At 58.9% G+C, this 25763-nt stretch carries 14 protein-coding genes and 10 pseudogenes; 18 read left to right on the top strand and 6 right to left on the bottom strand.

Translation table 11 applies throughout. The features are described 5' to 3' along the window. Positions 1-137, bottom strand: a pseudogene (locus tag X735_RS1000000169335) (IS6 family transposase); the annotation flags it as partial. A gap of 125 nt (positions 138-262) precedes the next feature. Then, the gene (locus tag X735_RS144335; protein WP_023812631.1) at positions 263-1462 is read right to left on the bottom strand and encodes an IS256 family transposase; all 1200 of its coding nucleotides are present in this window, start codon (positions 1460-1462) and stop codon (positions 263-265) included. Between the two features lie 537 nt (positions 1463-1999). Here X735_RS144335 and X735_RS01000000166080 point away from each other — a divergent pair. From X735_RS01000000166080 to X735_RS01000000166090, 3 pseudogenes are all read left to right on the top strand, one after another. Continuing rightward, a pseudogene (locus X735_RS01000000166080) lies at positions 2000-3015 on the top strand (1-aminocyclopropane-1-carboxylate deaminase). Positions 3016-3451: 436 nt separating this feature from the next. After that, positions 3452-4061, top strand: a pseudogene (locus X735_RS01000000166085) (tyrosine-type recombinase/integrase); the annotation flags it as partial. Continuing rightward, a pseudogene (locus tag X735_RS01000000166090) lies at positions 4054-4818 on the top strand (IS6 family transposase). The pseudogenes X735_RS01000000166085 and X735_RS01000000166090, both read left to right, overlap by 8 nt. Before the next feature lie 239 nt (positions 4819-5057). On the opposite strand, the gene X735_RS1000000167830 reads toward X735_RS01000000166090, so the two are convergent. Beyond that, entirely contained in the window at positions 5058-5456 is a 399-nt protein-coding gene (locus tag X735_RS1000000167830) for a transposase (protein WP_245273260.1), read from the bottom strand. A 619-nt stretch (positions 5457-6075) separates the two neighbouring features. On the opposite strand from X735_RS1000000167830, the gene X735_RS144325 reads away from it, so the two are divergent. The 5 genes from X735_RS144325 (at position 6076) to X735_RS1000000167840 (ending at position 13545) form a co-directional block, all read left to right on the top strand. Continuing rightward, a complete protein-coding gene (locus X735_RS144325; protein WP_023812637.1) occupies positions 6076-8136 on the top strand; it encodes a hydantoinase/oxoprolinase family protein in 2061 nt (686 codons plus the stop codon). An 8-nt stretch (positions 8137-8144) separates the two neighbouring features. After that, entirely contained in the window at positions 8145-9902 is a 1758-nt protein-coding gene (locus X735_RS144320; protein WP_023812638.1) for a hydantoinase B/oxoprolinase family protein, read from the top strand. A 185-nt stretch (positions 9903-10087) separates the two neighbouring features. Next, positions 10088-11137, top strand: coding sequence for an ABC transporter substrate-binding protein (locus X735_RS1000000170285; RefSeq protein ID WP_050592715.1), 1050 nt, complete (start codon positions 10088-10090; stop codon positions 11135-11137). A gap of 13 nt (positions 11138-11150) precedes the next feature. After that, positions 11151-11681: an ABC transporter substrate-binding protein gene (locus tag X735_RS1000000170290; protein WP_050592716.1), complete on the top strand. Its 531-nt coding sequence runs from the start codon at positions 11151-11153 to the stop codon at positions 11679-11681. Positions 11682-11691: 10 nt separating this feature from the next. Beyond that, positions 11692-13545, top strand: coding sequence for an ABC transporter permease subunit (locus X735_RS1000000167840; RefSeq protein WP_081734923.1), 1854 nt, complete (start codon positions 11692-11694; stop codon positions 13543-13545). Between the two features lie 100 nt (positions 13546-13645). On the opposite strand, the pseudogene X735_RS1000000169905 reads toward X735_RS1000000167840, so the two are convergent. The 3 genes and pseudogenes from X735_RS1000000169905 to X735_RS1000000168850 form a co-directional block, all read right to left on the bottom strand. Beyond that, positions 13646-13983, bottom strand: a pseudogene (locus X735_RS1000000169905) (DDE-type integrase/transposase/recombinase); the annotation flags it as partial. Beyond that, positions 13946-14071 (bottom strand): annotated as a pseudogene (locus tag X735_RS1000000168845) (IS6 family transposase); the annotation flags it as partial. The pseudogenes X735_RS1000000168845 and X735_RS1000000169905, both read right to left, overlap by 38 nt. 64 nt (positions 14072-14135) lie before the next feature. After that, complete coding sequence (locus X735_RS1000000168850) at positions 14136-14264, bottom strand: IS66 family transposase zinc-finger binding domain-containing protein (RefSeq protein ID WP_245273267.1); 129 nt, start codon at positions 14262-14264, stop codon at positions 14136-14138. Between the two features lie 661 nt (positions 14265-14925). Here X735_RS1000000168850 and X735_RS144315 point away from each other — a divergent pair. The 10 genes and pseudogenes from X735_RS144315 to X735_RS144290 all read left to right on the top strand — a co-directional run bounded on the left by X735_RS144315 (position 14926) and on the right by X735_RS144290 (position 25753). Next, positions 14926-16353 (top strand): aminotransferase class III-fold pyridoxal phosphate-dependent enzyme, encoded by a 1428-nt coding sequence (locus X735_RS144315; RefSeq protein ID WP_023812641.1) that lies wholly within the window; start codon positions 14926-14928, stop codon positions 16351-16353. Positions 16354-16609: 256 nt separating this feature from the next. Then, positions 16610-17413 (top strand): annotated as a pseudogene (locus X735_RS0134630) (helix-turn-helix domain-containing protein); the annotation flags it as partial. Between the two features lie 3 nt (positions 17414-17416). Beyond that, positions 17417-17631 (top strand): annotated as a pseudogene (locus X735_RS1000000168855) (IS630 family transposase); the annotation flags it as partial. A 34-nt stretch (positions 17632-17665) separates the two neighbouring features. After that, positions 17666-18102 (top strand): annotated as a pseudogene (locus tag X735_RS1000000167855) (IS630 family transposase); the annotation flags it as partial. 709 nt (positions 18103-18811) lie between these two features. Next, complete coding sequence (locus tag X735_RS144310; RefSeq protein ID WP_023812644.1) at positions 18812-19519, top strand: class I SAM-dependent methyltransferase; 708 nt, start codon at positions 18812-18814, stop codon at positions 19517-19519. Between the two features lie 244 nt (positions 19520-19763). Next, complete coding sequence (locus X735_RS144305; RefSeq protein ID WP_023812645.1) at positions 19764-20759, top strand: 2-oxoglutarate and iron-dependent oxygenase domain-containing protein; 996 nt, start codon at positions 19764-19766, stop codon at positions 20757-20759. Positions 20760-21640: 881 nt separating this feature from the next. Next, positions 21641-21973, top strand: coding sequence for a LysR family transcriptional regulator (locus X735_RS1000000170295; protein WP_050592718.1), 333 nt, complete (start codon positions 21641-21643; stop codon positions 21971-21973). A gap of 439 nt (positions 21974-22412) precedes the next feature. Next, positions 22413-22773 (top strand): annotated as a pseudogene (locus X735_RS01000000166115) (transposase); the annotation flags it as partial. A 531-nt stretch (positions 22774-23304) separates the two neighbouring features. Beyond that, positions 23305-24249 (top strand): dihydrodipicolinate synthase family protein, encoded by a 945-nt coding sequence (locus tag X735_RS144295; RefSeq protein ID WP_023812650.1) that lies wholly within the window; start codon positions 23305-23307, stop codon positions 24247-24249. Continuing rightward, entirely contained in the window at positions 24227-25753 is a 1527-nt protein-coding gene (locus tag X735_RS144290; RefSeq protein ID WP_023812651.1) for an aldehyde dehydrogenase, read from the top strand. Before X735_RS144295 ends, X735_RS144290 begins: the two co-directional genes overlap by 23 nt. Positions 25754-25763 lie beyond the last annotated feature (10 nt).

A 25763-nucleotide genomic window follows, 5' to 3' on the forward strand; every position in this document is an offset into this window, starting at 1 on the left:
ATTGACCGGATGCGGCGCTTGATGCGCCGATGGTCCTGTTCGCTCCGGTTATTCAGGTATTTACTCTTTTGGATTCGAACCGGGTTCAGCCGACGCCGGGAACGATCCTGCAAGCGATTTGTGATGTCACAGTGCAAATTCCGAGGGATGTCGCCCCCCGGATTCCGAAATGATCTCGCCCCCTCGTTCCGAGGATCGTGTCCCAGGGAGTGGTGTAGCTGACGGCTTGGTCGCCGCGCTCTCCGGCATGGGGCCGGGCTGATCAGCGTGCCACGGCTGGCAGGCTGATCAGAGGATCATCGCTCATTTGGCTGATGGTTTCCAGCGTCATGTATCTGGCGCGCTGCACGGCCCATTCGTCGTTCTGTTCGAGCAGGATCGCGCCAACCAGGCGGACGATGGCGTCATCATTTGGGAAGATGCCGACGACCTCGGTGCGCCGCTTGATCTCGCCGTTGAGGCGCTCGATCGGGTTGGTCGAGTGCAGCGTGGCGCGGTGCTCCTTGGGGAAAGTCATGTAGGCAAGCACGTCGGGCTCGGCGTCGTCCATGATTGTCGCCAGCTTCGGCACCTTCGGCCGGATCTGGTCGGCGACGGCGCGCCATTGCGTGCTTGCGGCCCCGGGCGTTTCCTGGGCGAAGGCGGTGGCGATGAAAGCGGAGACGACGCGGCGCCCGCTCTTGCCGGCATGGGCCAGCACGTTCCTCATGAAGTGGACGCGGCACCTCTGCCATGTCGCGCACAGCACCTTGGTGACGGCCGCTTTGATGCCTTCATGGGCATCGGAGACGACAAGCTTGACGCCGCGCAGGCCACGGCGGGTCAGCTTGCGCAGGAACTCCGTCCAGATCGGCTCGGCCTCAGACGTGCCGACCTCCATGCCCAGCACCTCGCGTCGGCCGTCCGCATTGACGCCGACAGCGATGATGACGGCGACCGAGACGATGCGGCCGCCGCGGCGCACCTTCAGGTAGGTGGCGTCGATCCACAGATATGGCCAGTCGCCCTCGATGGGTCTTTCAAGGAACGCTTTGACCTTGCCGTCGATCTCTTCGCACAGCCGGCTGACCTGGCTTTTGGAGATGCCGCTCATGCCCATGGCCTTGACTAGGTCGTCGACCGAGCGGGTCGAGATACCCTGGACGTAGGCCTCCTGGATGACAGCGGTCAGCGCCTTCTCGGCCATGCGGCGCGGTTCGAGAAAACCGGGGAAGTAGGAGCCCTTCCTGAGCTTGGGGATGCGCAGCTCGACGGTGCCGGCCCGCGTCTCCCAGTCGCGCTCGCGATAGCCGTTGCGCTGGGCCGTGCGCAATGGGTTCTTCTCGCCATAGGCGGCGCCGGTGGCGGCCCCAACCTCCAGCTCCATCAGCCGCTCGGCGGCAAAGCCGATCATCTCGCGCAAGAGATCGGAATCCGGAGTCTTCTCCACGAGCGCGCGCAGGTTCATCATGTCGTCGGTCATCGATGGTTCCTTCGAATCAGGTTGGTGTCAGCAACCCGACCTTACCGGCGAACCGTCGATGACCACCGCAAAGCCACTCGCTCGCTACAGCGCTATCGAGAGCGCGCTCGCGAGCGGCTTCGCTACCGCCGAGCTACACCACCTGTGGGGACGCGACCCGATGGGGACCCGATGGGCGGCATATCGCTGCTCCGTTGAGGCGCGGTGACAAGATCAGAACTCAGCTTCGCGCCACTTTGGATCAACCATGAACGTTGAGCGGATCGTTCATGGAATACTATGCTTGGTAGGGTCGCAGGCGACCGCATTCCGGTCGTCCAATCCCGGGAGATGCAGTTTTCGGTTTCATAGGCATCGGTAGCCTATCACAGCACGCCGGCATGCGCGTTGCTTGGTCTCGATGTCGAACGAGGGCTGGAAATGTGATGGACTTTTCTGGGCCATCGGAGAACGCAGCTGACCTCAAATCAAACACGCCCCATTCAGAATGACTCGTGCAAGCAAATTTCAGCTCAATTACGTGTTGCCGGAGAGAACATGCTGGAAAAGTTCGAACGCTATCCGCTCACCTTTGGACCAACGCCCATCGAGAAGCTCGACCGGCTCAGCAAGCATCTCGGGGGAAAGGTGGAAATCTACGCCAAGCGCGAGGACTGCAACTCCGGTCTCGCGTTTGACGGAAACAAGCTCCGCACAGCTCGAATACATCATCCCCGACGCGATCGCGTCAAATGCCGATACGCTTGTCTCCATCGGTGGCGTGCAGTCCAACCACACGCGGATGGTCGCCGCGGTGGCCGCCAAGATCGGCATGAAATGCCTCCTGGTTCAGGAGAGCTGGGTTCCACATGAGGATGCCGTCTACGACCGGGTCGGCAATATTCTCTTGAGCCGCATCATGGGAGCAGAGGTGCGCCTCATCGACGAGGGCTTCGACATCGGCATCCGCCGCAGTTGGGAAAAAGCGCTCTATGAGCTCAAGGCAAGGGGCGGCAGACCTTAGGCCATACCAGCCGGCGCGTCCGTTCACCCGAATGGAGGCCTCGGCTATGTGGGGTTCGCGGAGGAGGTGCGTGCCCAGGAGAAACAGCTTGGGTTTGCCTTCGACTACATCATTGTTTGCATGGTCACAGGCTCGACGCATGCCGGCATGCTCGTTGGATTTGCCAAGAACGGTCGACAGCGCAACGTCATCGGTATCGATGCCTCCGCCACCCCCCGTCCAAACCAAGGTGCAGGTGCTAAACATTGCCCAACATACAGCGGAGTTCGTCGATCTCGGAATGGAACTCGACGACGATGATATGGTGTTGCCCGAGGAGTACGCGTACCCGTGTTATGGCATTCCGTCCGAGGAAACCAAGGATGCCATCCGTCAGTGCACGCGCCTCGAGAGTATAATTACCGATCCCGTCTATGAGCGCAAATCGATGCAAGCGATGATCAACCTTGTCCAGAAAGGCTTCTTTCAAGAGGGATCGAAGGTCCTCTATGCGCATCTCGGCGGTGCGCCGGCGATCAACGGCTACCGCTACACCTTTCGCAACGGCTGACGCTCGACAGATTTCGCAGTCCCGCCGTGCCGGTGATGCGCTCCAAGTTCGGTCGAGGGCCAGCTCAGCAAATCGAGGCAGTCGGCTGTTGATTGCCGTTCGGCCATCCCAGCCGGGACAACGCGCTCGAATCTCCCAAGTGCCCAGGCTACGCGCAGGTATCGAATCTGGTCCGCCTGAGAAGCGAACGGATGGGGTTGTTTGATCTTATTGCATCGTGTCAGCCCTCGTGCTCAGTCCAGCACATAGGCGTCTCGTAAACTTTAACTGACCTAAGTTGAGGGGAAGAACCGGATTAGGCCATACACCCATAAAGTGGATTGAAGGATTGAACGAAGCCGCTGGCGCGGCATTTGGTGCACCGGTTTGCGGATGACGCTTCTGTTTTGAAGGATTGCTGCTGTTGAAGCGCAACCTTGAGAACAGGAGCAATGAGATGGCCGAGTTGAGCCCGCTTCGCCGGCGCATGATCGAGGACATGACGATCCGCAAACTGTCGCCGGCCACGCAACGATCCTCCGTGCAAGCGGTAGCGAAGTTCTCCCGCTACTGTGGCCGATCCCCGGACCGGCTTGACCTGGAGGACTTCGCGCCTTCCAGGTGCATCTGGTCTCTACCGGAATCTCGTGGCCAGCGCTGAACCAGACGGTGTGCGCGCTGCGGTTCTTTTACGGCGTGACGTTGGGTCATGCCGAGATCCCTGAACGGATCGCCTATGCCCGCGCGCCACGCATGCTGCCGGTGGTTCTCAGCGCTGACGAGGTTGTCCGCTTTCTCGAGGCGGTGCCGAGCCTGAAGACGCGCACCGCCCTGACGACGGCCTATGCCGCGGGCCTTCGCGCTTCGGAGACTGTCGGACTGAAGGTCGGCGACATCGACAGCGGACGCGGCATCATCCGGGTCGAGCGCGGCAAGGGTGGCAAGGATCGCACCGTATGCTGTCGGCGCAGCCTCTGCGCATCCTGCGGGCCCATTGGCGGCTGGCGAAGCCGCAGGGCTGGTTTGTCTCCGGCCGGGATGCAGATCGACCCGGATTAGATGTTCAAGGGCCGCCAGTTCGACCAGTCAGATCCTGCGTGCGCTGGTACCTGGCCTACAATCTCAGCCTGCGTGATCTTGAGGAGACGATGGCCGAACGGGGGATCGCCGTCGACCACACGACCATTCACAGCTGGACCGTTCGTTTCGCACCGCTACTGCTGGAGCATTTCAACCGGCGCAAGCGTAGCGTGACCGGGAAGTGGCATGTCGACGAGACGTACAGGTCCGCGGCCAGTGGATGCATCTTTACCGCGCCATCGACAGTGTCGGCGACAAAGTCGAATTCTGGTTCAGCGAGCAGCGTGACCTGTCCTCGGCCAAGCGGTTCTTCAGAAAAGCGCTGGCACGTCATGGCCGGCCCGACCACGTCGTCATCGATGGTCGCCAGACCAACCAGGAGGCCATCGTTTCCTGTGACATCACAAATCGCTTGCAGGATCGTTCCCGGCGTCGGCTGAACCCGGTTCGGATCCAAAAGAGTAAATACCTGAATAACCGGAGCGAACAGGACCATCGGCGCATCAAGCGCCGCATCCGGTCAATNATCCAAAAGAGTAAATACCTGAATAACCGGAGCGAACAGGACCATCGGCGCATCAAGCGCCGCATCCGGTCAATGCTCGGCTTCAAATCACCAGCATCAGCCGCGATCATCCTAAACGGCATCGAAATGGTTCGCATGATGCGTAAGCAACAGGCCAGGTTCGCCTTCAATCCGAATCCATCCTGGCCGAGCAGTTCCAAATTCTTGCGCGTGATTGACCTCGCGTCAGACCTCTTTGCGCTCCCATTCAGCCGTTGTAACAAAACCNGTTCCAAATTCTTGCGCGTGATTGACCTCGCGTCAGACCTCTTTGCGCTCCCATTCAGCCGTTGTAACAAAACCCTCAGCGGATCCTTCTTCAACGTTTCCTGCAGGCGTAGAGCAAGGCTGGGAAAGCCGCAGCGCATGTCGGTGTGACCCGTCGCCAGCCACACTCGCACCGCCGTCGGAATTGGGATCATCCCAGCGTTCCCAGCCGCGCATGACCCGAAGCGGCGCTTCCAGGTCCACCTCGGGCTCGACGATGATCCTGCGGCCATTCACGCTCACCGCTTCCATGCGCCCGCAAGCCGGTTCTGGACTCTTCTTTGGCTGCTCCGGTATTATCATCGCTGGCACGAAACCGCAGACGCCACTTTCGCCCTTCGCCAAGTCGACCCTCGCGATGCGCCTTGCGCCAGGCAAACAGCAGTGGGGTGGAAATCCCGTGACGCCGCGCTGTCGCGGATGCCTGCCGCGGAGCCGAATAGTGCGCCTTGACGATCCGCACCTTCTCCCCCTCCGACCAGCGGCGCCGGCGGCCAGTGTCAATAATCTCGAGACGAGTGACTTGGCGACAGCCAGTAGCGATATCCATACCGACACTCAGCTACACCCTCCGTTTGCCCGCAAGGCGGCCCTCCTCGGACGCGTACGCTTCAGATGGTACGGGCTGATCTTGTCATGCATCTCCCCAGCATAACGAGTAGCAGATTGTCATAACCAACAGCGGTGGCGCTGTTCCAGAATTCGGTCTCCCTGTCGGGTGTCAGCAACGTCTTACCGTCGGGTATCAGCAACACAGGGTCTAGTTTTATGCCAATAGCGCCATTCGGCACGCGCAAAATCATAATTACGTGCGCCGTAACGGGCGGGTCAAAATACAATCGCGCTCACCCGAATTTTCCGATTACCCCCAAGGAAATCGCTGACCCGGCCATTGAAGCCGCGCGCGCTGGCGCAGCGGTCGTCCATGTTCATGTAAGCGATCCCGCGCCCGGCGCCGCCGCGTACGATGTTGATCTATTCAAGGAAGCTTCTGACAGGTCCCGCCAGTCTCGGTCGCTGCTCTTAAAGCTACGGTCGATGACGCCTAGCAGCACCTCGTCTTGTCGGCACCGGTCGCTGGGCTGTTGGCGGGCTGGCTTGCCGGTAAGGCTCCGAGAGTTCCGACTGTCTCTATGATGGATGTGTCATATGAAAATCGAGAGTGTTAAATGAATTCGGCATCCTATCGAATCGGCGTCGATGTCGGCGGCACCTTTACAGACGTCGTTTTGGTCGGTGATGACTGCTCGGTCAAAGTCTCAAAATCCCTGTCGAACCCGCTCGACCCGTCGGATGGGGTGATTTCCGCGCTGAAGCGTACGGCGGCTGAAATGGGGATGACCCTGGTTGAGTTGCTCAGCCGGTGTGGTCTTTTCGTGCATGGTTCCACCATTGCGACTAACGCACTCCTTGAGCGCAAGGGCTGCAAGGTTGGCCTGCTGACAACGGAAGGGTTTCGCGACTCGCTCGAAATCCGTCGCGGAATCCGTGTCGATGTCTGGGATCACCGCGCGCCGCCGCCAACCCCTCTTGTCCCACGTTCGTTGCGCCAGCCGATATTGGAGCGAACCAGTGCCGATGGCGCTGTTCTAAGAGCCGTCGATGAGGTGACGGTCCATAACGCGGCCGACGTCTTTGAAAACGCGGGCGTCGAAGCCGTCGCAATCTGCCTGATCAATGGCTTTGCCAACGGCGAGAATGAGCGCGCTGTCCACGACATTCTTCACGAGCGCAGCCCCTATCTTCAAATATCATGCTCGTCCGATGTTGCGGCGGTCATGGGTGAGTATGAAAGAACCAGCACCACGGTCGTAAATTCCTACATCTCCAGGAAAGTGTTGCCCTACCTTTCGGCCCTCAGGTCTGCGCTCGGCAGTAGCGGCCTTAAAGGTAGCTTCCTTATGGCCAAAAGCAACGGCGGCGTCGCTACGCTTGAAGAATTGGCATCCACGCCGGTGCATCTGATCCTTTCGGGTCCAGCCGCCGGAAGCAGTGCGCTGCGGTCCTTTGCCCATAAGGTTCAGGCCAGCAATCTTGTCTCGATCGAAGTAGGTGGAACGAGTTGCGATGTGATGGTCGTGTCGGGGGGAGAACTCAGCATGACTGAGCGCCTCGAGGTCGACCAGCATGTCCTGATGATACCTTCCGTGGAGGTCCACACGGTAGGCGCTGGCGGCGGCACCATTGCCCGGGTCAACGCCGACAGGCGTTTCACGGTCGGTCCACATGGTGCGGGTTCGCGTCCGGGGCCGGCCTGCTACGAACGGGGTGGCACCGAAGCAACCGTCACTGACGCTCACCTTGTGCTCGGGCGCCTTAAAGCAGGCGCCTCGCTGGAAAGTAAGTTGAGTTTGAATATGGAAAAGGCTGTCAGTGCGATTGCCGGGGGTGTGGCGGAGCCGCTGGGTGTCAATCTGCAGACAGCGGCAGCCGGTATCATTCGGCTGGTCGAGCAGGAGATGTGGCACGCGGTCGAGCAGGTCATTCTTGGTCGCGGTCACGATCCCAGAAGCTTTGCGCTGGTCGCGGCTGGTGGCGCGGGGCCGTTGCATGGGGTGAATGTCGCACGACTGCTCGGCTGCCAAAAAGTCTATATTCCGGCAATGGCCGGTGTGTTCTGCGCTCTTGGGATGTGCAGCACCAACGTACGCCATGACAAGCGCAAGTCTTTCGTATCGAAAATCGGCGAGGCCGGCGCAATGGGCCGCCTGGAAGAACAACTGGCTGAGATGAAGTCCGCAGCCCAGGCCGTGCTCTTGCGCGAAGGGTTCGATATCAAGGATCACGAGCATCTCACCAGCATTGAATGCCGCTATGTCGGACAGCAATGGTGCATCGATGTCGGGTTTGAAGCCATCGACGCCATCGATATCCGCAAACGGTTCGAAGCAGCGCATCGCTACCTCTACGGCTATGCGCAAGAGAACGGCACGATCGAGACGCTTAGCCTGCAACTGGCATCGATCGGCAAACTGCCAATTCTAGCAGAGCCACCGCTTCCAAAGGCAACCACCAAGGCCGAACCGCAAGAGTGGCGCGTTGCCTGGATCGATTCTGAGCGCGGGGCGCTCAACGTACCGGTCTACAACGCTCGCGTCCTCGAGTACGGTCACCGTATCAAGGGCCCCGCCCTGATCGACGCTGCCACGACAACCGTACTTTTGGGCTACCAGGACGAACTCCACGTTCTGTCGGACGGTAGCTACTGTATTGACGTCTTTGTGTCATGAGGTCCTCGATGAGTGAGACAAATGCCCCCGCGCGTCCCGATCCGGTGGGGCTTGCCATAATCCAGAAGCAACTTGACTATGTCTCGACACGGATGGGCTGGGCAATGACGCGTACGGCGCGCAGTCCCATCTTTAGCCAGAGTCACGACTTTTCCTGCTTTCTGACCGATTCACAAGGTCAGGTTATCGCACAGGCAGATGGCTTACCGATTCATTCGGGCGGTGGCGGTTTTGCTGTGCGCGCTGTTCTGGCGAAAGCTGAAACGATCTCTGATGGAGACGTGTTCCTTTTGAGCGACCCTTATGTCGCGGGAGGCAATCATCTCCCTGACTGGACATTGGTGCGACCGGTCTTCGTCGAGGAGACGCTGTGCGGGTTCGCCTGCAACAGAGCTCACCAGTCCGATATCAGCGGTGGCGTGGCTGGCACCTACAATGCCGGAGCCACCGAGATATTCCATGAGGGTATCCGGCTTCCTGTTCTCAAGTTGGTGGAGAAGGGCAAAGTTCGTCGCGATCTTTGGGATCTCCTTTTGCTCAACACTCGCTGTCCCGAACTGATGGACGGCGACCTGCTTGCCATGCTGGGCTCGACGTTGGTCGGCGGGGAGCGGCTGGCCGAAATCGCCCGCCGGCTGGGCGTCGATGTAGTTCGAAGTTACTTCGAAGCCGTTCTGGACGCCGGTTGCGCTGCGTTGAGGCGGGCGATCAAGACGCTACCCGCCGGTGAATATTCTGGCGAGGATTCCAGCGATAACAATTGCTTCGAAGAACTTGACGTTCCTGTCAAAGTCAAGCTGACCGTCAAGGATGGTGAACTGCATTTCGATTTCACCGGTTCTGCGCCGCAGTCCAAAGGTTTCAAGAACAGTTCAGTCGCCAATACACATTCCGCGGTGTATCTGGCTGTGGCGGCCTATTTCGATCCCTCGATCGCTCGAAATGAGGGAACCTATCGGGCCGTCAGCATCACGGCTCCCAACGGCACGGTGGTCAATGCAAATGCGCCCGCTCCGATGACCATGAATACGGTTTTTCCGGCAACCGAGATCATCTTCGCATGCTGGAAAGCACTCGCCGCGGCCGATCCCGTGCGTGGCTGCGCAGGTTGGTCCAAGGTCGCCTATGGGGTGAGTTCGGGGCAGCGCCGGGGTGAAACCTACGTCATGTATCATTGGCATGGCTCTCCCGCCGGCGGCGCAGTCAATGGACGCGATGGCTTTCACATTTCAGGTCACGTCACGACGTTGGGCGGGCTCACACTTCCCAATGCCGAGGAGTACGAACATACTTACCCGGTCCGCATCATTCATCAGGAATTTCGGCAGGACTCGGCTGGCCCCGGCAAATATCGCGGCGGTGCGGGCATCGACTATGAGGTCGAGATGCTGGAACCCTCTACCTTGACCACGAGAAGCGAAGGTGTCGGCGCACTTGTGTCTTATGGGCTTGAAGGGGGAGGCTCCGGCGCAGGCGGCGACGTGTACATCCGCAAGAACGGGGAGTGCGCCGACACACGACTGCCTCGCTACGGCACTTTCCAGATGCCTTCGATGCGCTTGACCATCTTGGCAGGCGGCGGCGGTGGTTATGGAGACCCGCTTGCACGGCACCCGGATGCCGTGGTCGCCGATGTCAATGACGGGATCATAAGCAAAAAGGCGGCACGAGAGATCTACGGCTGCATCTTAACAGAGAATACCAAAAGTATCGATCTCCCTGCGACCTTGGCCTTGCGGGACACTTTGACGTCGCCCGCTGGGTAGGCGGGCCTCAGTGGAGGAGCAAGATCGTGGTTATGGCTCAATCGCCAAATTGCGCTTCGCGGGACGATCCGGACCCGCTTGGGAAGACGCGCATCTTTGCAGCTCAGTTCTGTGAAACAGCAGTTTTCGCGTGATTGATTTGATCGCAAATTGATCGCCAAACAACAAAAGGGAGGAAGCACGAAATGCGCCTATTACAGCTTTTCATGACGGCCGTCTCAGCGGCATCGTTACTTGGGGGAACTCAGGCCTATGCCAAGACGCCGGCGGACACATTGGTTGTCGCAAAGCAGATCGATGACCTCATAAGCTTGGACCCAGCCGAGGCATACGAGCCGACGAGCTTTGAAGTTGTTGGGAATTTGTACGACCGTCTAATGAAATTCGAGGCGGATGATCCGAGCAAGCTTGTCGGCGGCGTTGCCGAAAGCTGGACAGTCAACCCAGACTCGAAGACATACGCCTTCAAGATGCGCTCCGGCCTGAAATTCGAGCGTGGCAATCCCTTGACCGCTCATGATGTTGCCTTTTCTTTGCGTCGGGTGATCACCCTTAACAAAGGGCCAGCCTTTCTTATCGGCCAACTCGGCTGGACGCCTAACAATGTCGCCGGGCTCGTCACCGCGCCAGACGCAAGCACGCTTCAGGTCACCATCACCGCTGACCTGGCCCAGAGTCTTGTGCTCAAACTTCTATCGTCGGTCGTCGCCTCAGTCGTGGACGGCAAGAGAGTTCTTTCCCACGAGGTTAACTCTGATCTAGGCAACGCATGGCTATCCAAGAACTCGGCTGGCTCCGGCCCTTTCCATCTCGTGGCATGGAAGCTGAAGAAATCGGTAAGTATGGCTTCCAACCCCGATTTCCGCTTGGGGGCCCCAGCCATGAAACAGGTCGTGATACGCAATATTCCCGAACCATCGGTCCAGATGCTTCTGCTCAAAAAGGGCGACATCGATATGGCCCGGGACTTCACTACTGATCAACTCACCACGCTGGCGGCGAAACCGGAGATCAAGATACTCGAAGCGGGCGGTCCCGACACCGTCTATCGCGCGTTCGACCAGAGCGATGAGAAGCTCAAGAAACCAGAGGTTCTCGAGGCCATGCGGTATCTTGTCGACTACGAAGGGATGGCGGATACCTTCCTAAAGCGGCGCTATACGATCCAGCAATCGATCGTGCCGGTCGGTTTTTTTTGGGGCACTGAAGATCACCGACTACAAGCTCGACGTTGAAAAGGCCAAGAAATTGCTGGCGGATGCCGTTTATTCCAATGGCTTCAAGCTAAAAATCGATACATACAACACATCGCCGATGCCACAGATCGCACAATCAATTCAGCAGACCATGGCGAAGGCGGGGATCAAGGTCCAGATTGCGCAAGCCGATCAGAAGCAGGTCCTCACGCTCTACCGGGCGCGCAAGCATCAAGCTGTTCTGATCCCTTGGGGACCCGATTATCTGGATCCTCATGGCAATGCCGGCAGCTTCGTTTACAATCCAGACAACTCGGATGCGCCTGCGGAAAAGCCGGTTGCATGGCGCAATCATTGGGAAGTGCCGGCGGAATTGTCTGACTTGATGGTTGCGGCCTCGCGCGAAGTCGACGGTGCCAAGCGCGCCAAGCTCTATGAGGAACTGCAGCGTAAGGTGGCCGACACCGGCCCCTATATCTGCATGTTCCAATCGGCTCGCCAGATCGCAATGCGGAATGATGTAAATGGCTTCGTGATAGGAATGTCCAACGACCTGGTCTTCTATCAGAACGTAACGAAGTAAAGTGACGAGGATGGTCGGCACGGTTAAATATGTTGACGTATTGCCGAACCGTTTCACCTTGGCGGCATCCTTTCTAAGTCAAACAGCCGGGTTTGCGACCACGTTAGTTCTTCTGACCGTCGTCACTTTCATTGTGGGAAACGTCATCCCGATCGACGCTGCGCTAACGATGGTCGGCGATCGTGCGAGCAACGAAGCATACGATTTGGCTCGCGAGCAACTCGGGCTGAACCTGCCGCTCTATCAACGCTACTTCCATTATCTGGGCAATTTGGTCACCGGCGACCTTGGCACGTCGCTGGTGACAGGAAACCCGGTGCTGAGCGATCTGCTTCAGGTTTTTCCCGCAACTGTCGAGCTGTCGATGATCGCAATGACGATCGGAACAGTCGGCGGTGTCCTCTCGGGTGTCTGGGCTGCACACCATCGTGACAAATGGCAGGATAAGATGCTGCGCCTGTTTTCCGTGGTGGGTTACTCCACGCCCATCTTCTGGCTCGGGCTTGTGACTTTGCTGGTTTTTTACTATCAGCTCGGATGGGTTGAAGGACCCGGACGCATCGATATCGGCTTCGATTTCGCACCGGTCATTACTGGCTTCGTGCTGATCGACGGTCTCCTGCTTGGCGATCTTCGGATGTTCGGCAACGCTGTCTCTCACATTGCCTTGCCAGCCACGGTCCTGGGGTTTGCAACAATGGCCTACATTGCCCGGATGACGCGTGGCTTCATGGTGGTGCAGCTCGATCAGGAATATGCGGTCGCGGCGCGGGCGAAGGGACTTTCCGCCCGAACCATTCTATGGCGCCACGCCTTTCGCAACATCCGGCCGCAGCTGATCACAGTGTTGGCCCTGTCGCTGGGTGGACTGCTCGAAGGCGTAATCCTGACCGAGACGGTGTTCTCCTGGCCTGGTCTCGGTCTCTACATGAAACTTTCATTGTTCAACGGTGACCTCAATGCAGTTCTGGGGGCGACCCTTCTGGTCGGCATTATCTATGTGGGCTTGAGTTTCCTGGCTGATGCCCTGACAGCGGCGATCGATCCGACGGTGAGGGCTGGTGCGGGTGATTCTGCGCAACGGCCAGGTCATATTGGCGTGTCCATCGTGGCTGCCTTCCTTGTCCAGGCAGTCATTGGCCCGATGGTCACAGGCAGTGCGACCGTGCAAGATCTCGCCCAGAGGCTATCACCGCCCAGTCCCGCCCATCTTTTCGGCACCGATGACCTCGGGCGCGACATTCTCGCGCGCATTACGCTGGCTTGCCGATCCGCATTGTTGATGATTGCCATCGTATGCGCGCTGATCGCGCCAATAGGGTTGGTGGTCGGCATGGTGGCTGGCTATTTCGGCGGATTGCTTGATGTCGTATTGATGCGGCTCACCGACGTTTTCCTGGCTTTCCCTAGGCTGGTGTTGGCACTTGCCCTGGCTGCGGCACTCGGACCGGGTTTTGGCAACACGGTATTCGCGATGGTCATCACATCGTGGCCCGCCTATGCGCGGCTGTCCCGTACCGAAACGTTGCTGATTCGAGACTCGGAGTTTATCGAGTCGGCCACGCTACAAGGCGCATCGCCGCTCTATATTCTGACCCACCATATCGCGCCGCTTTGTACGCCGACGATATTATTGCGCCTCACATTAGATGTCGCCGCCATCATTCTGACGGCCGCGGGGCTCGGATTTCTCGGACTCGGTGCCCAGCCGCCCGCACCAGAGCTCGGAACCATGGTTGCCGAGGGCCGGGACTTTCTCTACCAGCAATGGTGGGTGGCGACTGTTCCCGGAGCGGCCATCCTGCTTCTCAGTCTTGGCTCCAATTTGATCGGGGAGGGAGTGCGCGATGCGGTCTCCCGTTGATGGCGGCTCCAACCCCACAGTAGCCATTCGGGATCTTGCGGTAAAATTCGGAAACGGCCGCGAGGCCGTTCAAGCGCTGCTTGGCATATCTTTCACCGCTCACGATCTCGTCGAGCACATATCCGTCCTGATCAACCGCTCTCCACAACCAGCATTTTTGACCGTTGATGCGCACCACGACTTCATCGAGGTGCCGACATCGTCTTTCGTCGGCGCATTGCGGCGACGTCCAGACGCGCCGCACACCAAGGCCGCCAGGCGCGTATGCGGCGCGCATAGTCAGGACCGTGCTTTCGGCACCATCGGCCGGATGGTATCGTAGGAAACGACAATCCCGCGATCGAGCAGCATTTCCTCGACATCGCGCAGGCTCAGATTGAAGCGGAAGTAGAGCCAGACNAACGACAATCCCGCGATCGAGCAGCATTTCCTCGACATCGCGCAGGCTCAGATTGAAGCGGAAGTAGAGCCAGACAGCACGGGCCAGGATTTCGATCGGATAGGTGGTTCTTGTAGGTCGGTGCACTCACGGTCATGGGCGCGCTGCTACCTCAAATTCCTCACCGCTCAATCAATGTGACAGCACCGCTTTATCTGGTGCCGGCGCCTGGATGATTATTGCAGGTCCGGCAGCTGTACTTGGGTCGAATGGTCTCCATCACCTGCCAAGCTTGGGCGACCAGATCGAGTGCAGATCGCCGCCGCAGCCCGGGCAGCATGCGCAAGAGGGCTCGCGAACGATCCGCTTGCGCGGCAGGTTGGGGTTGAGCTTACGCGCCGGCAACACCCGGACCTGTCGGTATTAGCGACGATGGGCAACTCGGTATCGGGCACGCTTGCGGCGAAATCGGTCTCGATATCTTCAAGTTCGAGCCGCATCTGGCCAGCTTCTCGGACGAGCGGCCGAAGGCTTTGCGGTTCAAGCGATCGATCTGCAGCTGCAGGCGCCCGATGTGAAGTGCGGGGCCTCGGCGCGCTCTTCGCATCTGCTCATCCCGTTCGGCGATGGTGATTCACGGGCGGAAACGGCCGCCTCCAGAAAGGCGATCCGGGCGAAGAAATCAGCGATGAGGGAGCGGGTGGCCGTTGACGATCCTCGTGAGTACATCGGCGAGATAGCCGAGCGGCTCAACGCCATTGACCTTGCAGGTTTATGCCGACCGTCGAATTATGCCGAGCGGGCGGCAACGGCGCAACCGAGAGCCGACGTCAAATCCGCACCCAAAATCCATTTGGTTCGGGGCTGCGTCTCACCGGCTCACAAGGCCCATAAATAGAACTAAAAACTATAACTCTTTGCTGCTGTCTTGTGAACGCGATTAACCGTATTCTGCAAGTAGTCGATTTCTTGCCACACCGCCTCTTGCCCCGGAGACAACATTGACACCTCCTTCAACAAAGCAGCCCGTTTCCGATAATTGGCCGCTGAATTCCAAGCGCCCCACTTCATCGGCTGCGCTCTTCGAGCATGCTCAGAAGCATTTGGTCGACGGCTATTGCAGGCCAGTGGTTCGAGAGCCGAATCCATTCTACCTGGACTTTGGTCACGGGTGTTGGACGACCGACGTCGACGGCAACAGGCGTATCGATTTCACGAACAATTTCGGAGCCCTAATTCACGGCTATTCTCATCCGAAAATTGTCGAGGCCATCTCCACCCAAGCGGCCCGCGCCACCTGTTCCACCATGCCCACCGCACTCGAGGCGGAACTGGCTGAGATTCTATCGGACAGGCTTCCAAGCGTGAACAAGGTCCGGTTCAGCAACACGGGCACCGAGGCTGTGATGCTGGCGCTCAAGATGGCGCGCGCCCTGACGGGAAAGGCTAAGATCGCCAAGATCGAAGGCAACTACCATGGTCAGTATGAATTAATCGATTCAAGCTTCGAGTCGACCCCCGAAGCGTGGGGAAGTCCAACGGAGCCTGCTACGGTTGCCCGCAACGCTGGCACGCCGAGCTATATGCTCGACCAGCTGATCGTATTGCCGTGCAATGATCTTGAGGCGAGCCGAAAGATCCTTGCGGCCAACAAGGATGATCTCGCCGCGATCATAGTCGATCCTATGCAGATTCAGCTCGGATATGGGAAGCCGGATCCAGAATACCTTCGCATGCTCCGCAACGAAGCCAGTCGGCTTGGCGCAATTCTCATTTTCGACGAGGTGGTTGCTTTTCGAAATGGCTTGCACGGCACGCAGGGGAAGGTCGGCGTGTCGCCAGACATCACGGTGGTGGGCAAGTTCATCGGCGGCGGACTGCCCATCGGCGCCGTCGGCGGACCCGACAACATCATGTCGGTCTTCAAATTATCGGGAGGGGGTCCTCGCATTTTGCATAGCGGCACCTTTTCGGCAAATCCACTTACCCTGGCGGCCGGCGTGGCGGCGATGCGCTTGCTCACTAGCGGGGTCTTCGAGAGATTTCAAGTGTTGTCAGACCGTCTATGCCAGGGGATGTCGTCGGTACTGGCGACATATGGTGTAAATGGTCGTCTGGAGCAGTATTGCACCGGATCCGCTAAATTGGTCTTCGGATCAGAGCCGATTCGGAATTATCGAGACATTTACGTCTATTACGAGAAACATCAGCGCAGCAAAGTCGCGCCCTTGCAGGAGGAGCTGCTGAAGCGAAATGTGATTGCGACTAGGTTGAGTTTTCTTATGTCCTCGCCGATGAACGAGGCCGACATTGACTTCACAATCGGCGCGTTCGCCGGCGCTGTTAAGGAATTGGCACCGCAATTGCGCGGAGAAGCGACGGAGTCAATTGGCTCCGGTCAGGAAACACGCAAGAACGTGATGAGGTAAAAGGGTGTGGTATAGCGATGTCGCCGGTTTTGAACATCCAAACAAATTGTTGGGCATTCGATGAAGCCTCGGCGAAACATCCGCATCGTTCTTCCCGACGATTTGTCCCGCGAGGCAGCAAGAATTGTGGCGCATTCCCACCCTCTCGGATTGGTAGAAGCGTGAAGATGTTCGCCCGGACTGGTCAGGAATTCTGCGCGCTAGTGGTTTACGCCTGACATAAGAGTCCGTTGGGGATTCCCTTTTGTGAGTGCGCATGCGAGTCTGGCGCAGGCGCACAGGAATATTGCTCACCGTTTCTTCGATTGATCGTCAGCGTCTGGGCGCGCTGATCAGAGATCGCAATGCGCCGCAGAAGCACGTTTGGCGCGCCGAGATCATTCTGTTGAGCAGCGACGGCGTGGGCACCGTCGAGATCATGCGGCAAACTGGTAAGTCCAAGACCTGCGTTTGGCGCTGGCAGGAGCGCTTCGCCGCGGAGGGCTTCGAGGGACTGTTGCGCGACAAGACGCGCCCCTCGCGCATTGCCCCACTCGGGCCTGAAGTCGCCGAGCGCGTGGTGGCACTGACGTTGCAGGACCCGCCTGGCGAGACGACGCACTGGACCGCCGACATGATGGCGGCCGCGGCCGGCATCAGCGCCAGCGCGGTGCGCCGCATCTGGAAGGCGCACGGGCTGCAGCCCAACCGCTGGCGCCAGTTCAAGCTCCCCAACGNCAGCGCGGTGCGCCGCATCTGGAAGGCGCACGGGCTGCAGCCCAACCGCTGGCGCCAGTTCAAGCTCCCCAACGATCCGCAGTTCGTCGACAAACTGCGCAACGTCGTCAGCCTCTATGTTGATCCGCCGGCTCACGCCATCGTGCTGTCGGTCGACGAGAAGAGCCAGATCCAGGCGCTCGACCGCACCCAGCCCGGCCTGCCCATGAAGAAGGGTAGGCTCGGCACCATGACCCACGACTACAAGCGCAACGGCACGACCACCCTGTTTGCCGCCCTCAACGTGCTCGACGGCACCGTCATCGGCAGGAACATGCAGCGCCATCGTCATCAGGAATTCATCCNCGCCATCGTGCTGTCGGTCGACGAGAAGAGCCAGATCCAGGCGCTCGACCGCACCCAGCCCGGCCTGCCCATGAAGAAGGGTAGGCTCGGCACCATGACCCACGACTACAAGCGCAACGGCACGACCACCCTGTTGCCGCCCTCAACGTGCTCGACGGCACCGTCATCGGCAGGAACATGCAGCGCCATCGTCATCAGGAATTCATCCGCTTCCTCACTGGATGCCGGCTCGCACGATTTCGGCGATNTTGCCGCCCTCAACGTGCTCGACGGCACCGTCATCGGCAGGAACATGCAGCGCCATCGTCATCAGGAATTCATCCGCTTCCTCAACGCTATCGATGCCGAGGTGCCGGCCAGCAAGGCCATCCACGTCGTCCTCGACAACTACGCCGCTCACAAGCACCCCAAGGTGCGTGCCTGGCTCGGCCGCCATCAGCGCTTCACCTTCCACTTCACACCGACCTCATGCTCGTGGCTCAACGCGGTTGAGGGCTTCTTCGCAAAACTGTCGAAGCGTCGTCTCAGGCGCGGCGTCTTCCACTCCGTCGTCGACCGCCAGGCGGCGATCAACCGCTTCGTTGCAGAGCACAACCAGCAACCCAAACCCTTCACTTGGACCGCCGATCCAGACAAGATCATCGCTGCGTCAAACGCGGGCACCAAATGTTAGATTCCATCCACTAGCGAGATCGCCTTGCCCATCGTTCCCAGGGGAACGATCCGGATCACCCTTCTGGGCGAATTCATTGTGAAAAAAAGTAAAACAGAAGTAAATTACCTTAAAGTTATTAAAATATATTCTTAATATGAAGTGGCTTGCTGATGGCGAAAGTCCGGTGATATTCCTATCGACCATGAAGATATAAATCTCTCCGATTGACTTGTAGAAGGAAGTCGCATGTGTACTGTCGAGGCTGGAGGCAGCGCGGGCGCGCCACTTGTTTCCCCAATGAAACGGATTCATTGGTAACGGTAGCGTTGTGCCGACCGGCAGCCAAGCTCTTGGACGCCGGATATCAGGTAAACAAGACATCAATCCCGCGGCCGCGAACGACTTGCTTGAAAAGGAAACCCGGCGACAAGACGCATCGCGATGCGACCCACGATTACGGGATCTGTCGTCATCTACCCGCCGCTGCCACTCAACGTTTTCGACAAGTTAGTAGGCGAATAGGGCGCCTTGGCCGGAATGGGCCGGACTGCGCTCAAGTCGACACATCCCACTGAAGACGGTTGAGATCGCCCGTCCGGCGGCAGCAGTCGGGGTGCATTTCGATGAAAGCGCCCGCGTCAGCTAGGCTCTGCAACGGAACGAACAGCTCATGGGTTAAGCCGCGGCCAATGCGCTCCAATGACAAACTGTACCGCATCACTCATACACGGAGGAACTATCATGGCCACCATCGATCAGCAGACAGCACTGGAGCAAGCCGCACGAAAGCGCATCAAGGATTCCCACGCCCTCGACGGCGACGCCGGTCGCTTGGCCCACTTCTATCGCGGATGGGCCAGTGCCTACGATCTGGATGTCGGCCGCGACGGATACTGCGGGCCGATGATCGTGGCCGAACTGGCGGGCGCCGTGCAGACAGCCTATTTGGCCAAGGAGCGAGCAGTCGTTACAATCCTGGACGCTGGCTGCGGAACGGGCCTGCTCGGAGTCCAGCTGGAACGCCTCGGGTTCCGGTTGATCGAAGGCCTCGATCTCTCCGAGGAGATGGCCGAAAAGGCCCGGCAGACCCGCGTCTACCGCCATGTCCGGGGCGGTGTCGACCTCAACGGGCCGCTCTCCCACTACTCCAGCGCGAGCTATGATATCACGGTCTGCTGCGGCGTCTTGACGCTCGGGCATGTCCGACCGGAAGCACTGCGCGAACTGGCTCGCGTCACGCGCCCGAACGGTTTCGTTATCGCAAGCACCCGCAAGAGCTATGCCGAGACGGCATGCTTCGAAGAGGAGGTGCGGCGTCTGGAGCATGAGGGCATACTTGCGCCGACACAGCGTCTTAAGGACGGCAGATACGTTGCGGAGGAGGGCGCACACTATTGGGTTTTCCAGGTGCCCGAGCAGGCCAGTGCACCAACGGAGGACCGGTCATGACAACGTTACCGCAAAACTCGCTGACGGAAAGCTGGCTGCCGATGCAACACGACACGACAAGCAAGCCCCCTGCCTATGCCCTGCCAGGAGTTCGGGCTCTTCTACTTTGTTGAGCACGGCACCCCCAAAAGAATGCACCGCACAAGGCTATCCAACGCTTCCTGACGGTTCTTCACGCAACCAGTCCAACAACAAAATGCGCCAATCGTCGCGCCGGCTCCCGTTGCCAAACAAAGGTGTACCCATGTCCAAGGATATCGTTGCCAAACTGGACGACAAGCTGCGCGCGAAACGCGAAAGCTTCGACAAGATCCCGGTGATTGACATCGCGCCGCTTCTCAATGGCAGCAATAAGCAGGGGGTGGCCAAGGAGATACGTTGGGCATTGTCCAACACTGGGTTCATGTATGTGAAGAACCACGGGATTCCGCTGGATTTTGTGGATTCGGTGTTCGATGTGAGCCGTCGGTTCTTTGATCTGCCCATGTCGCAGAAGATGTCATTGCATGTTAGCAAATCCGATGTCGCCCTCCGCGGATACATTGAGCCGTTCGGGGAGAACACAGATCCGGGCAAGACGAGAGACCTCAAGGAGTGCTTTGACATCGGTCCTGAACGCTCCACGTTGGAAGGTCCGTTCTTTGGCCCCAACCAGTGGCCCTCAAATCTGACCGAGTTTCGGGAACTGACATACGGGTACCATCAAAAAATGGTGGAGCTCGCGAAAAAACTCTTGCAGGGCATTGCGCTCAGTCTGGACCTGTCCGAACGCTATTTCGAAAGCCGCATGCGGCAACCGATCAGCATTCAGCGCCTGCTTCATTACCCCCCGCAGAGTGGCTATATCGGAGAAGAGATTATCGGCATTGGCGCCCACACGGATTACGGCAATCTGACCATCCTGGCGCAGGACGACGTGGGTGGTCTTCAGGTCATGAACCGAGATTGCGATTGGATCGAGGGCATTCCGATCCCCGGGACATTCGTAATCAACATTGGCGATCTGATTCAGCGGCTCACCAATGATGTCTACCTGGCGAACATGCACCGCGTGGTGAATACCTCTGGACGCGAGCGATACTCAATGCCCTTCTTTATCGACGCTGATTTCAATGCGATCATCAAACCATTGCCCTCATGTGTCACAGACAGCAACCCGCTTCGCTACAAGCGGGTGACGTGCGGCGAGCACAAATTCGCGCGTTTCGCAGCAAGTTACGCTCACTTGGCCAAAGCGTGATGAGAGCGGACAGGCAGTTATTCACGTGACACTGGCAGCCGCACTTAAGGGCCAGACGGGCGGAGCTTGGCGAGGACATCACCGAGAAATGATCCCGCGCCAGTGAAAAGTGATCCAGGCCGACCGCGACAAGTTCACCTGTAGAATGCGAGGCGATCACGCAGGCCGCCTGCACCCTCCCGCGTGGCGTCGCGCGGCTTTGTCGGGCCGAACCTGTCGGCTATCCTGTTTAAGAAGTCCCAGCATTAGCCCTTGAACCGGCGGAGCGCGCTGTCACTGCAGCGGCATCGATTGAGCCTCTCCAGGCCTGGCGCAGCACGTCGACGCCTGTGCCGCGTTGCTGAAGCCGGTGCGCGCGCTGATCGAGGCGCATGTGCTTGCTGCAAAGCGTCTACATGATGACGGCACCCCGTGACGATCCTGGCGAGCGGCAAGGCCAATACCGGCCGCAGCTAGGCTTATATCCGACCTTCTCGCTACGGGGAACCGTGTCGTGGCTGCCCGCCACGCTGACCACCTCGGCAGGGAAACGACGGCGGATGTAACCTGAGCGCGGGGCTTCTTCATGCTCCTGATACAGTGGCCGGATCCCACATCGTCAATGTGACAGTCCCGCGCATGTCTCTCCACAACCCTTGGGTCTGGAGCTGGACAAGAATGTCGGAAACCCGACGAAAAGGTCGCCAGGGGCGGGCCGTCGGTCTGGGGCGTGCAGCTAAAACGGTGCGCCAATTCGGCACGCAACTTGCTTAGATCACGGCGGCGGTCGCAATCCATTAAGGACTGTGATTGTTCAAAATGGCGGCGGTCTTTTACGGGCCAGAGGACGAGCGGATACCCTGTTGTTTGGTTCGCGACTCGCGATCTGATTGGATTCTTCAATGGTCCCTCAGTATTACGATCTCCCGTCGCTGACTGCTCTCACGGCATTCGAGGCCTCAGCACGCCATCTCTCATTCAAGCTTGCGGCTTCCGAGCTGGGCGTGACATCGGGAGAAATCAGTCGGCAGATCAAAGCCATTGAGGACGACCTTGGTGTTCCGCTGTTTGTGAAGCGAGGAACCGACGTGATGCTTACCAGCGCTGGCAAAGACATCTACAGCGTGCTGGCATGCAGCCTTTCCCAAGCGTCCGATGTCGTCAGGACCATTAAACGCGATCGTTCCCGGAACGTCACGATGCCTCCAGCGATGCGTTCGCGTCGGCGTGGTTGATGCCGCGCATGCCGCGCTTTTGGCACTGCACGCCGATGTCAGAGTTGACCATGTGATGTCCAACAGTTCGCGCGACTATTGGCGCGCTGAAGTCGAATGCGCATCCTCTCGGGCTGCGGCTCATGGCCTGACTGTAAGACCGTATGACCCCCTCTGACGGTGAGGTGGCTCGCCGTGGCAAATTATAGGGAAGCATTAGTCGGAATTGATGTCGCGAAGCTAAGGAATGCCATCGAGGTTGCGGACGCCGGCCGGGAGGGGAGAGGTTCGCGTTTTCGGCGAGCTCGATTCGTCGGACATATGGCACGGCTCAAGGCGGAATCATTTCACCGTTGCTCTCCAATATCGTGCTTAGTGCGATCGAGGAGCGTTACGAGAGGTGGACAAAAGCGCCATAGCTGCTCCTTCCGGGCCGGAACCCATAGGAAACACAATACCGACCCCTGGGCGTATGCGCCGCGTTATCCAGCGTATCGCCGCCAAGTTTGATCATGTGCATTTCTGCATGGCCGGCCCGACCGGCTATGGCCTCTATCGGCTGATACGTTCGCTCGGCACGAAAGCACAGTGATTGCGCCGTCGCTGATCCCAAGAAAGCCTGGCGAGCGGGTGAAGACGAACCGCCGGGATGCTCTTTCTCTGGCCCGGCTGCTGCGCGCCGGCGAATTGACGGCGGTCTGGGTTCCCGATGAAGGTCACGAAGCCATGCGGGATCTTGTTGCGCCCGGGCAGCTGCGGTCGAGACACTCCGCGTGCGCCGGCAGCATGTGAGCGCCTTCATGCTCAAACACGGTCGACTTTAGGCGGAAGGACGATGTTCGGAGCCTTTGAGGGCTTCGACATATGAAGATTTCGGAACGCGTGGCGCAGTCGGCTGCGGTCAAGTCATGGTGGCGACAAAGCCAGTCGACTTCCGGAAAGGAGCGGAGGGGGCCTCGATGGCCAATGCGTACGGCTTGCGCCCGGTGCGTTGGGCAGCGAAGAGCACCGACATACGCATGGCGTCGCGGTAGCTGGCGATGATTGAGGGGCTTGCGTTCCTTTGCTTGGTCAGCCGATTGCGGAAGAACGAGTCCAGCAGCGGAGCGAGCGAGAGATGTACGCTGATGAGGGCGTAGCCTCCCATTGGCCAAGAGATAGCAACAACTATTAGCCTGTCCGATGAGCGAATAGTCGATGTTAGGGGTCCGGCGGTACGCCGATTCTGGTGGACATGCTCGATCATAGCCTAACCCGCAAAAAAGTTGCCTGCCGGGTGATTTTATTTCGGCTGCTCCCGCTCCTCAGCTTGCATATAACACTGACCTGTAGCCCGAATTGGAGCCAGGCAGATGTCGTTCAAAGGCGTTATTCCGCCCGTCACAACGCCCTTTCATGCGGACGGATCGATCGACCGTGACGGCTTCTGCGTCATGGTCGAGCACCTGGTCTCGACTGGCGTCCACGGTATCATTGTCGGCGGCACGACAGGCGAGTACTACGCCCAGTCACGCGACGAGCGTGTCAGCCTGCTTAAGCTTGCCAGGAACGTGGTGAAAGGGAAGATGCCCCTGATCGCCGGCGTCGGCGCCATTCGTACCGACGACTGCATCGAATACGCGCTAATTGCAAAGGACCTCAAGTACGACGGGATCCTAATCGGCTCGCCGTACTACGCTGTTCCCACGCAGCTCGAACTTGCCAATCATGCACTTGCGATCGACAAGGCCGCCAATCTCCCGGTGATGCTCTACAACTACCCCGGTCGCACCGGAACGATGATGGACCTAGAGTTCCTGGATCGCGTCGGCCGCAGCTCCAATTTCTGTGCCATCAAGGAATCCAGCGGCAGCATGAACCAGCTGCACGCTTTGGCTCGTGACTATCCTCACATTGATCTGTTTTGCGGCATGGATGATCAGGCGATCGAATTCTTCGCCTGGGGCGCAAAAGGGTGGGTCTGCGGCGCCGGCAACTGCCTGCCGGCAGAGCACCTCGCGCTGTACGAAGCGTGCGTGATCGAGAAGGACTTCACCAAGGGCCGGCAGATCATGTCGGCGCTTCTGCCCCTGATGAGGCTTCTCGAGCAGGGCGGCAAGTTCGTCCAGAGCATCAAGTTCGGGTGCGAATTGGCTGGATTGCCGGCTGGGCCCGTGCGTCGGCCGATGCGGGCACTCGACGACGAACAGAAGCGGGAACTCGAGTCGACGATCCGCACCCTTAAGGCAGTCATCGCGTCAATCACTGCAAAATCCCAGAAGAGGGCTTCCGAGAATGTCATCGCTATTAACGCGTGATGAGTACCAGAACCTGGCCGACAGCCTGCCACTGCCGACCAGCGCAGTGATTGACGGCAAGGCGCGGGCGGCACAATCTGGGGATACTTTCGAGACCATCAATCCCGCGACAGGGCAGGTCATCGCCAGGATCGCTTCCTGCGGCCAGGCCGACGTCGATCTCGCTGTCGAGAAGGCACGACTGGCATTTGAATCGGGGGTCTGGTCGCGTGCGCATCCGAGCGAGCGCAAGCGCGTTCTGCGGCGGCTCGTGAAACTGATGAAGCGAAACGCCCATGAGCTTGCAGTGCTTGAGACGCTCGAAAGCGGCAAGCCGATCTACGATGTCGAAACCATTGACATCCCCGAGGCGTTGCATTGTCTGGAATGGCACGCTGAAGCCACCGACAAGCTCTACGGTCAGACGTCGCCGTCCGGCGACGATGTGGTGTCGATGATCGTGCGCCAGCCGCTCGGCGTGGTCGCTTGCCTTCTGCCCTGGAATTTCCCGATCCTGATGTTGGCCTGGAAGATCGGGCCGGCACTTGCGACGGGCAATGCCGTCATTGTCAAGCCGGCCGAGCAGACCAATATGTCGACGTTGCGCATTGCCGAGCTGGCGCATGAGGCTGGGATACCCGCAGGCGTCCTGCAAATCCTCACCGGTCCGGGCGAAGTGACCGGCAAGGCACTCGGCGTGCATCCCGATATCGACATGGTCGCCTTCACCGGGTCAACTGACGTAGGCCGGAAATTCCTGGAATATTCCGCCAAGTCTAACCTCAAGCGTATCGTGCTCGAATGCGGCGGGAAGAACCCTTGCATCGTCCTGGACGACGCGGAGAACCTTGATGTTGTGGCGCAGCATGTCACCCAGGCCGTCTTCTGGAACATGGGCGAGAACTGCTCGTCCAATTCCCGCCTGATCGTGCACGAGAAGATCAAGGACCGCTTGGTGGAAACGGTCCTCCACAAGCTCAAGGAATGGCCTATGGGCGAGCCGTTGGATCCGGGCAATCGGCTGGGCGCCATTGTGTCGAAGGAGCAGTTCGACCGCATCATGGGCTACATCAAGAAGGGGCGGGCGGAAGGCGCCAGGATCGTCACGGGCGGCAACGCCCACAAGCATGGCAAAGGCTATTTCATCGAGCCGACCGTATTCGACGATGTCACGCCCGAAATGACGATTGCGCGAGAGGAGATTTTCGGTCCAGTGCTGTCGGTAATCAAAGTGGCCAACGCTGACGAGGCGCTCCGGGTCGCTAACGATACGCAATACGGCCTTGCAGCTTCAATCTTTACCGCCAATCTCGGCAAGGCGCATCGCATCGCTAGGGACATCCGCGCCGGGACGGTGACCATCAACTGCTACGGCGAAGGGGATGTCTCGACTCCCTTCGGCGGCTTCAAGCTTTCGGGCTTCGGGGGAAGAGACAAGTCATTGCATGCCCATGACCAATATACTGAACTGAAGACCATCTGGGCGGACATCTCCGATCCTAAAGTCTCTCGTTCGCTAGACTAGCCTGGTCGCA

This window comes from Mesorhizobium sp. L2C084A000, from assembly GCF_000502875.1.
In the GTDB taxonomy this organism is placed as follows: Bacteria; Pseudomonadota; Alphaproteobacteria; order Rhizobiales; family Rhizobiaceae; genus Mesorhizobium.

Bases quoted from the DNA above. Each gene is read 5' to 3' on its own strand.
- X735_RS144335 (WP_023812631.1), bottom strand. From the start codon at position 1,462: ATGACCGACGACATGATGAACCTGCGCGCGCTCGTGGAGAAGACTCCG.
- X735_RS1000000167830 (WP_245273260.1), bottom strand. From the start codon at position 5,456: ATGGATATCGCTACTGGCTGTCGCCAAGTCACTCGTCTCGAGATTATT.
- X735_RS144325 (WP_023812637.1), top strand. From the start codon at position 6,076: ATGAATTCGGCATCCTATCGAATCGGCGTCGATGTCGGCGGCACCTTT.
- X735_RS144320 (WP_023812638.1), top strand. From the start codon at position 8,145: ATGAGTGAGACAAATGCCCCCGCGCGTCCCGATCCGGTGGGGCTTGCC.
- X735_RS1000000170285 (WP_050592715.1), top strand. From the start codon at position 10,088: ATGCGCCTATTACAGCTTTTCATGACGGCCGTCTCAGCGGCATCGTTA.
- X735_RS1000000167840 (WP_081734923.1), top strand. From the start codon at position 11,692: ATGGTCGGCACGGTTAAATATGTTGACGTATTGCCGAACCGTTTCACC.
- X735_RS1000000168850 (WP_245273267.1), bottom strand. From the start codon at position 14,264: ATGCTGCCCGGGCTGCGGCGGCGATCTGCACTCGATCTGGTCGCCCAA.
- X735_RS144310 (WP_023812644.1), top strand. From the start codon at position 18,812: ATGGCCACCATCGATCAGCAGACAGCACTGGAGCAAGCCGCACGAAAG.
- X735_RS144305 (WP_023812645.1), top strand. From the start codon at position 19,764: ATGTCCAAGGATATCGTTGCCAAACTGGACGACAAGCTGCGCGCGAAA.
- X735_RS1000000170295 (WP_050592718.1), top strand. From the start codon at position 21,641: ATGGTCCCTCAGTATTACGATCTCCCGTCGCTGACTGCTCTCACGGCA.
- X735_RS144295 (WP_023812650.1), top strand. From the start codon at position 23,305: ATGTCGTTCAAAGGCGTTATTCCGCCCGTCACAACGCCCTTTCATGCG.
- X735_RS144290 (WP_023812651.1), top strand. From the start codon at position 24,227: ATGTCATCGCTATTAACGCGTGATGAGTACCAGAACCTGGCCGACAGC.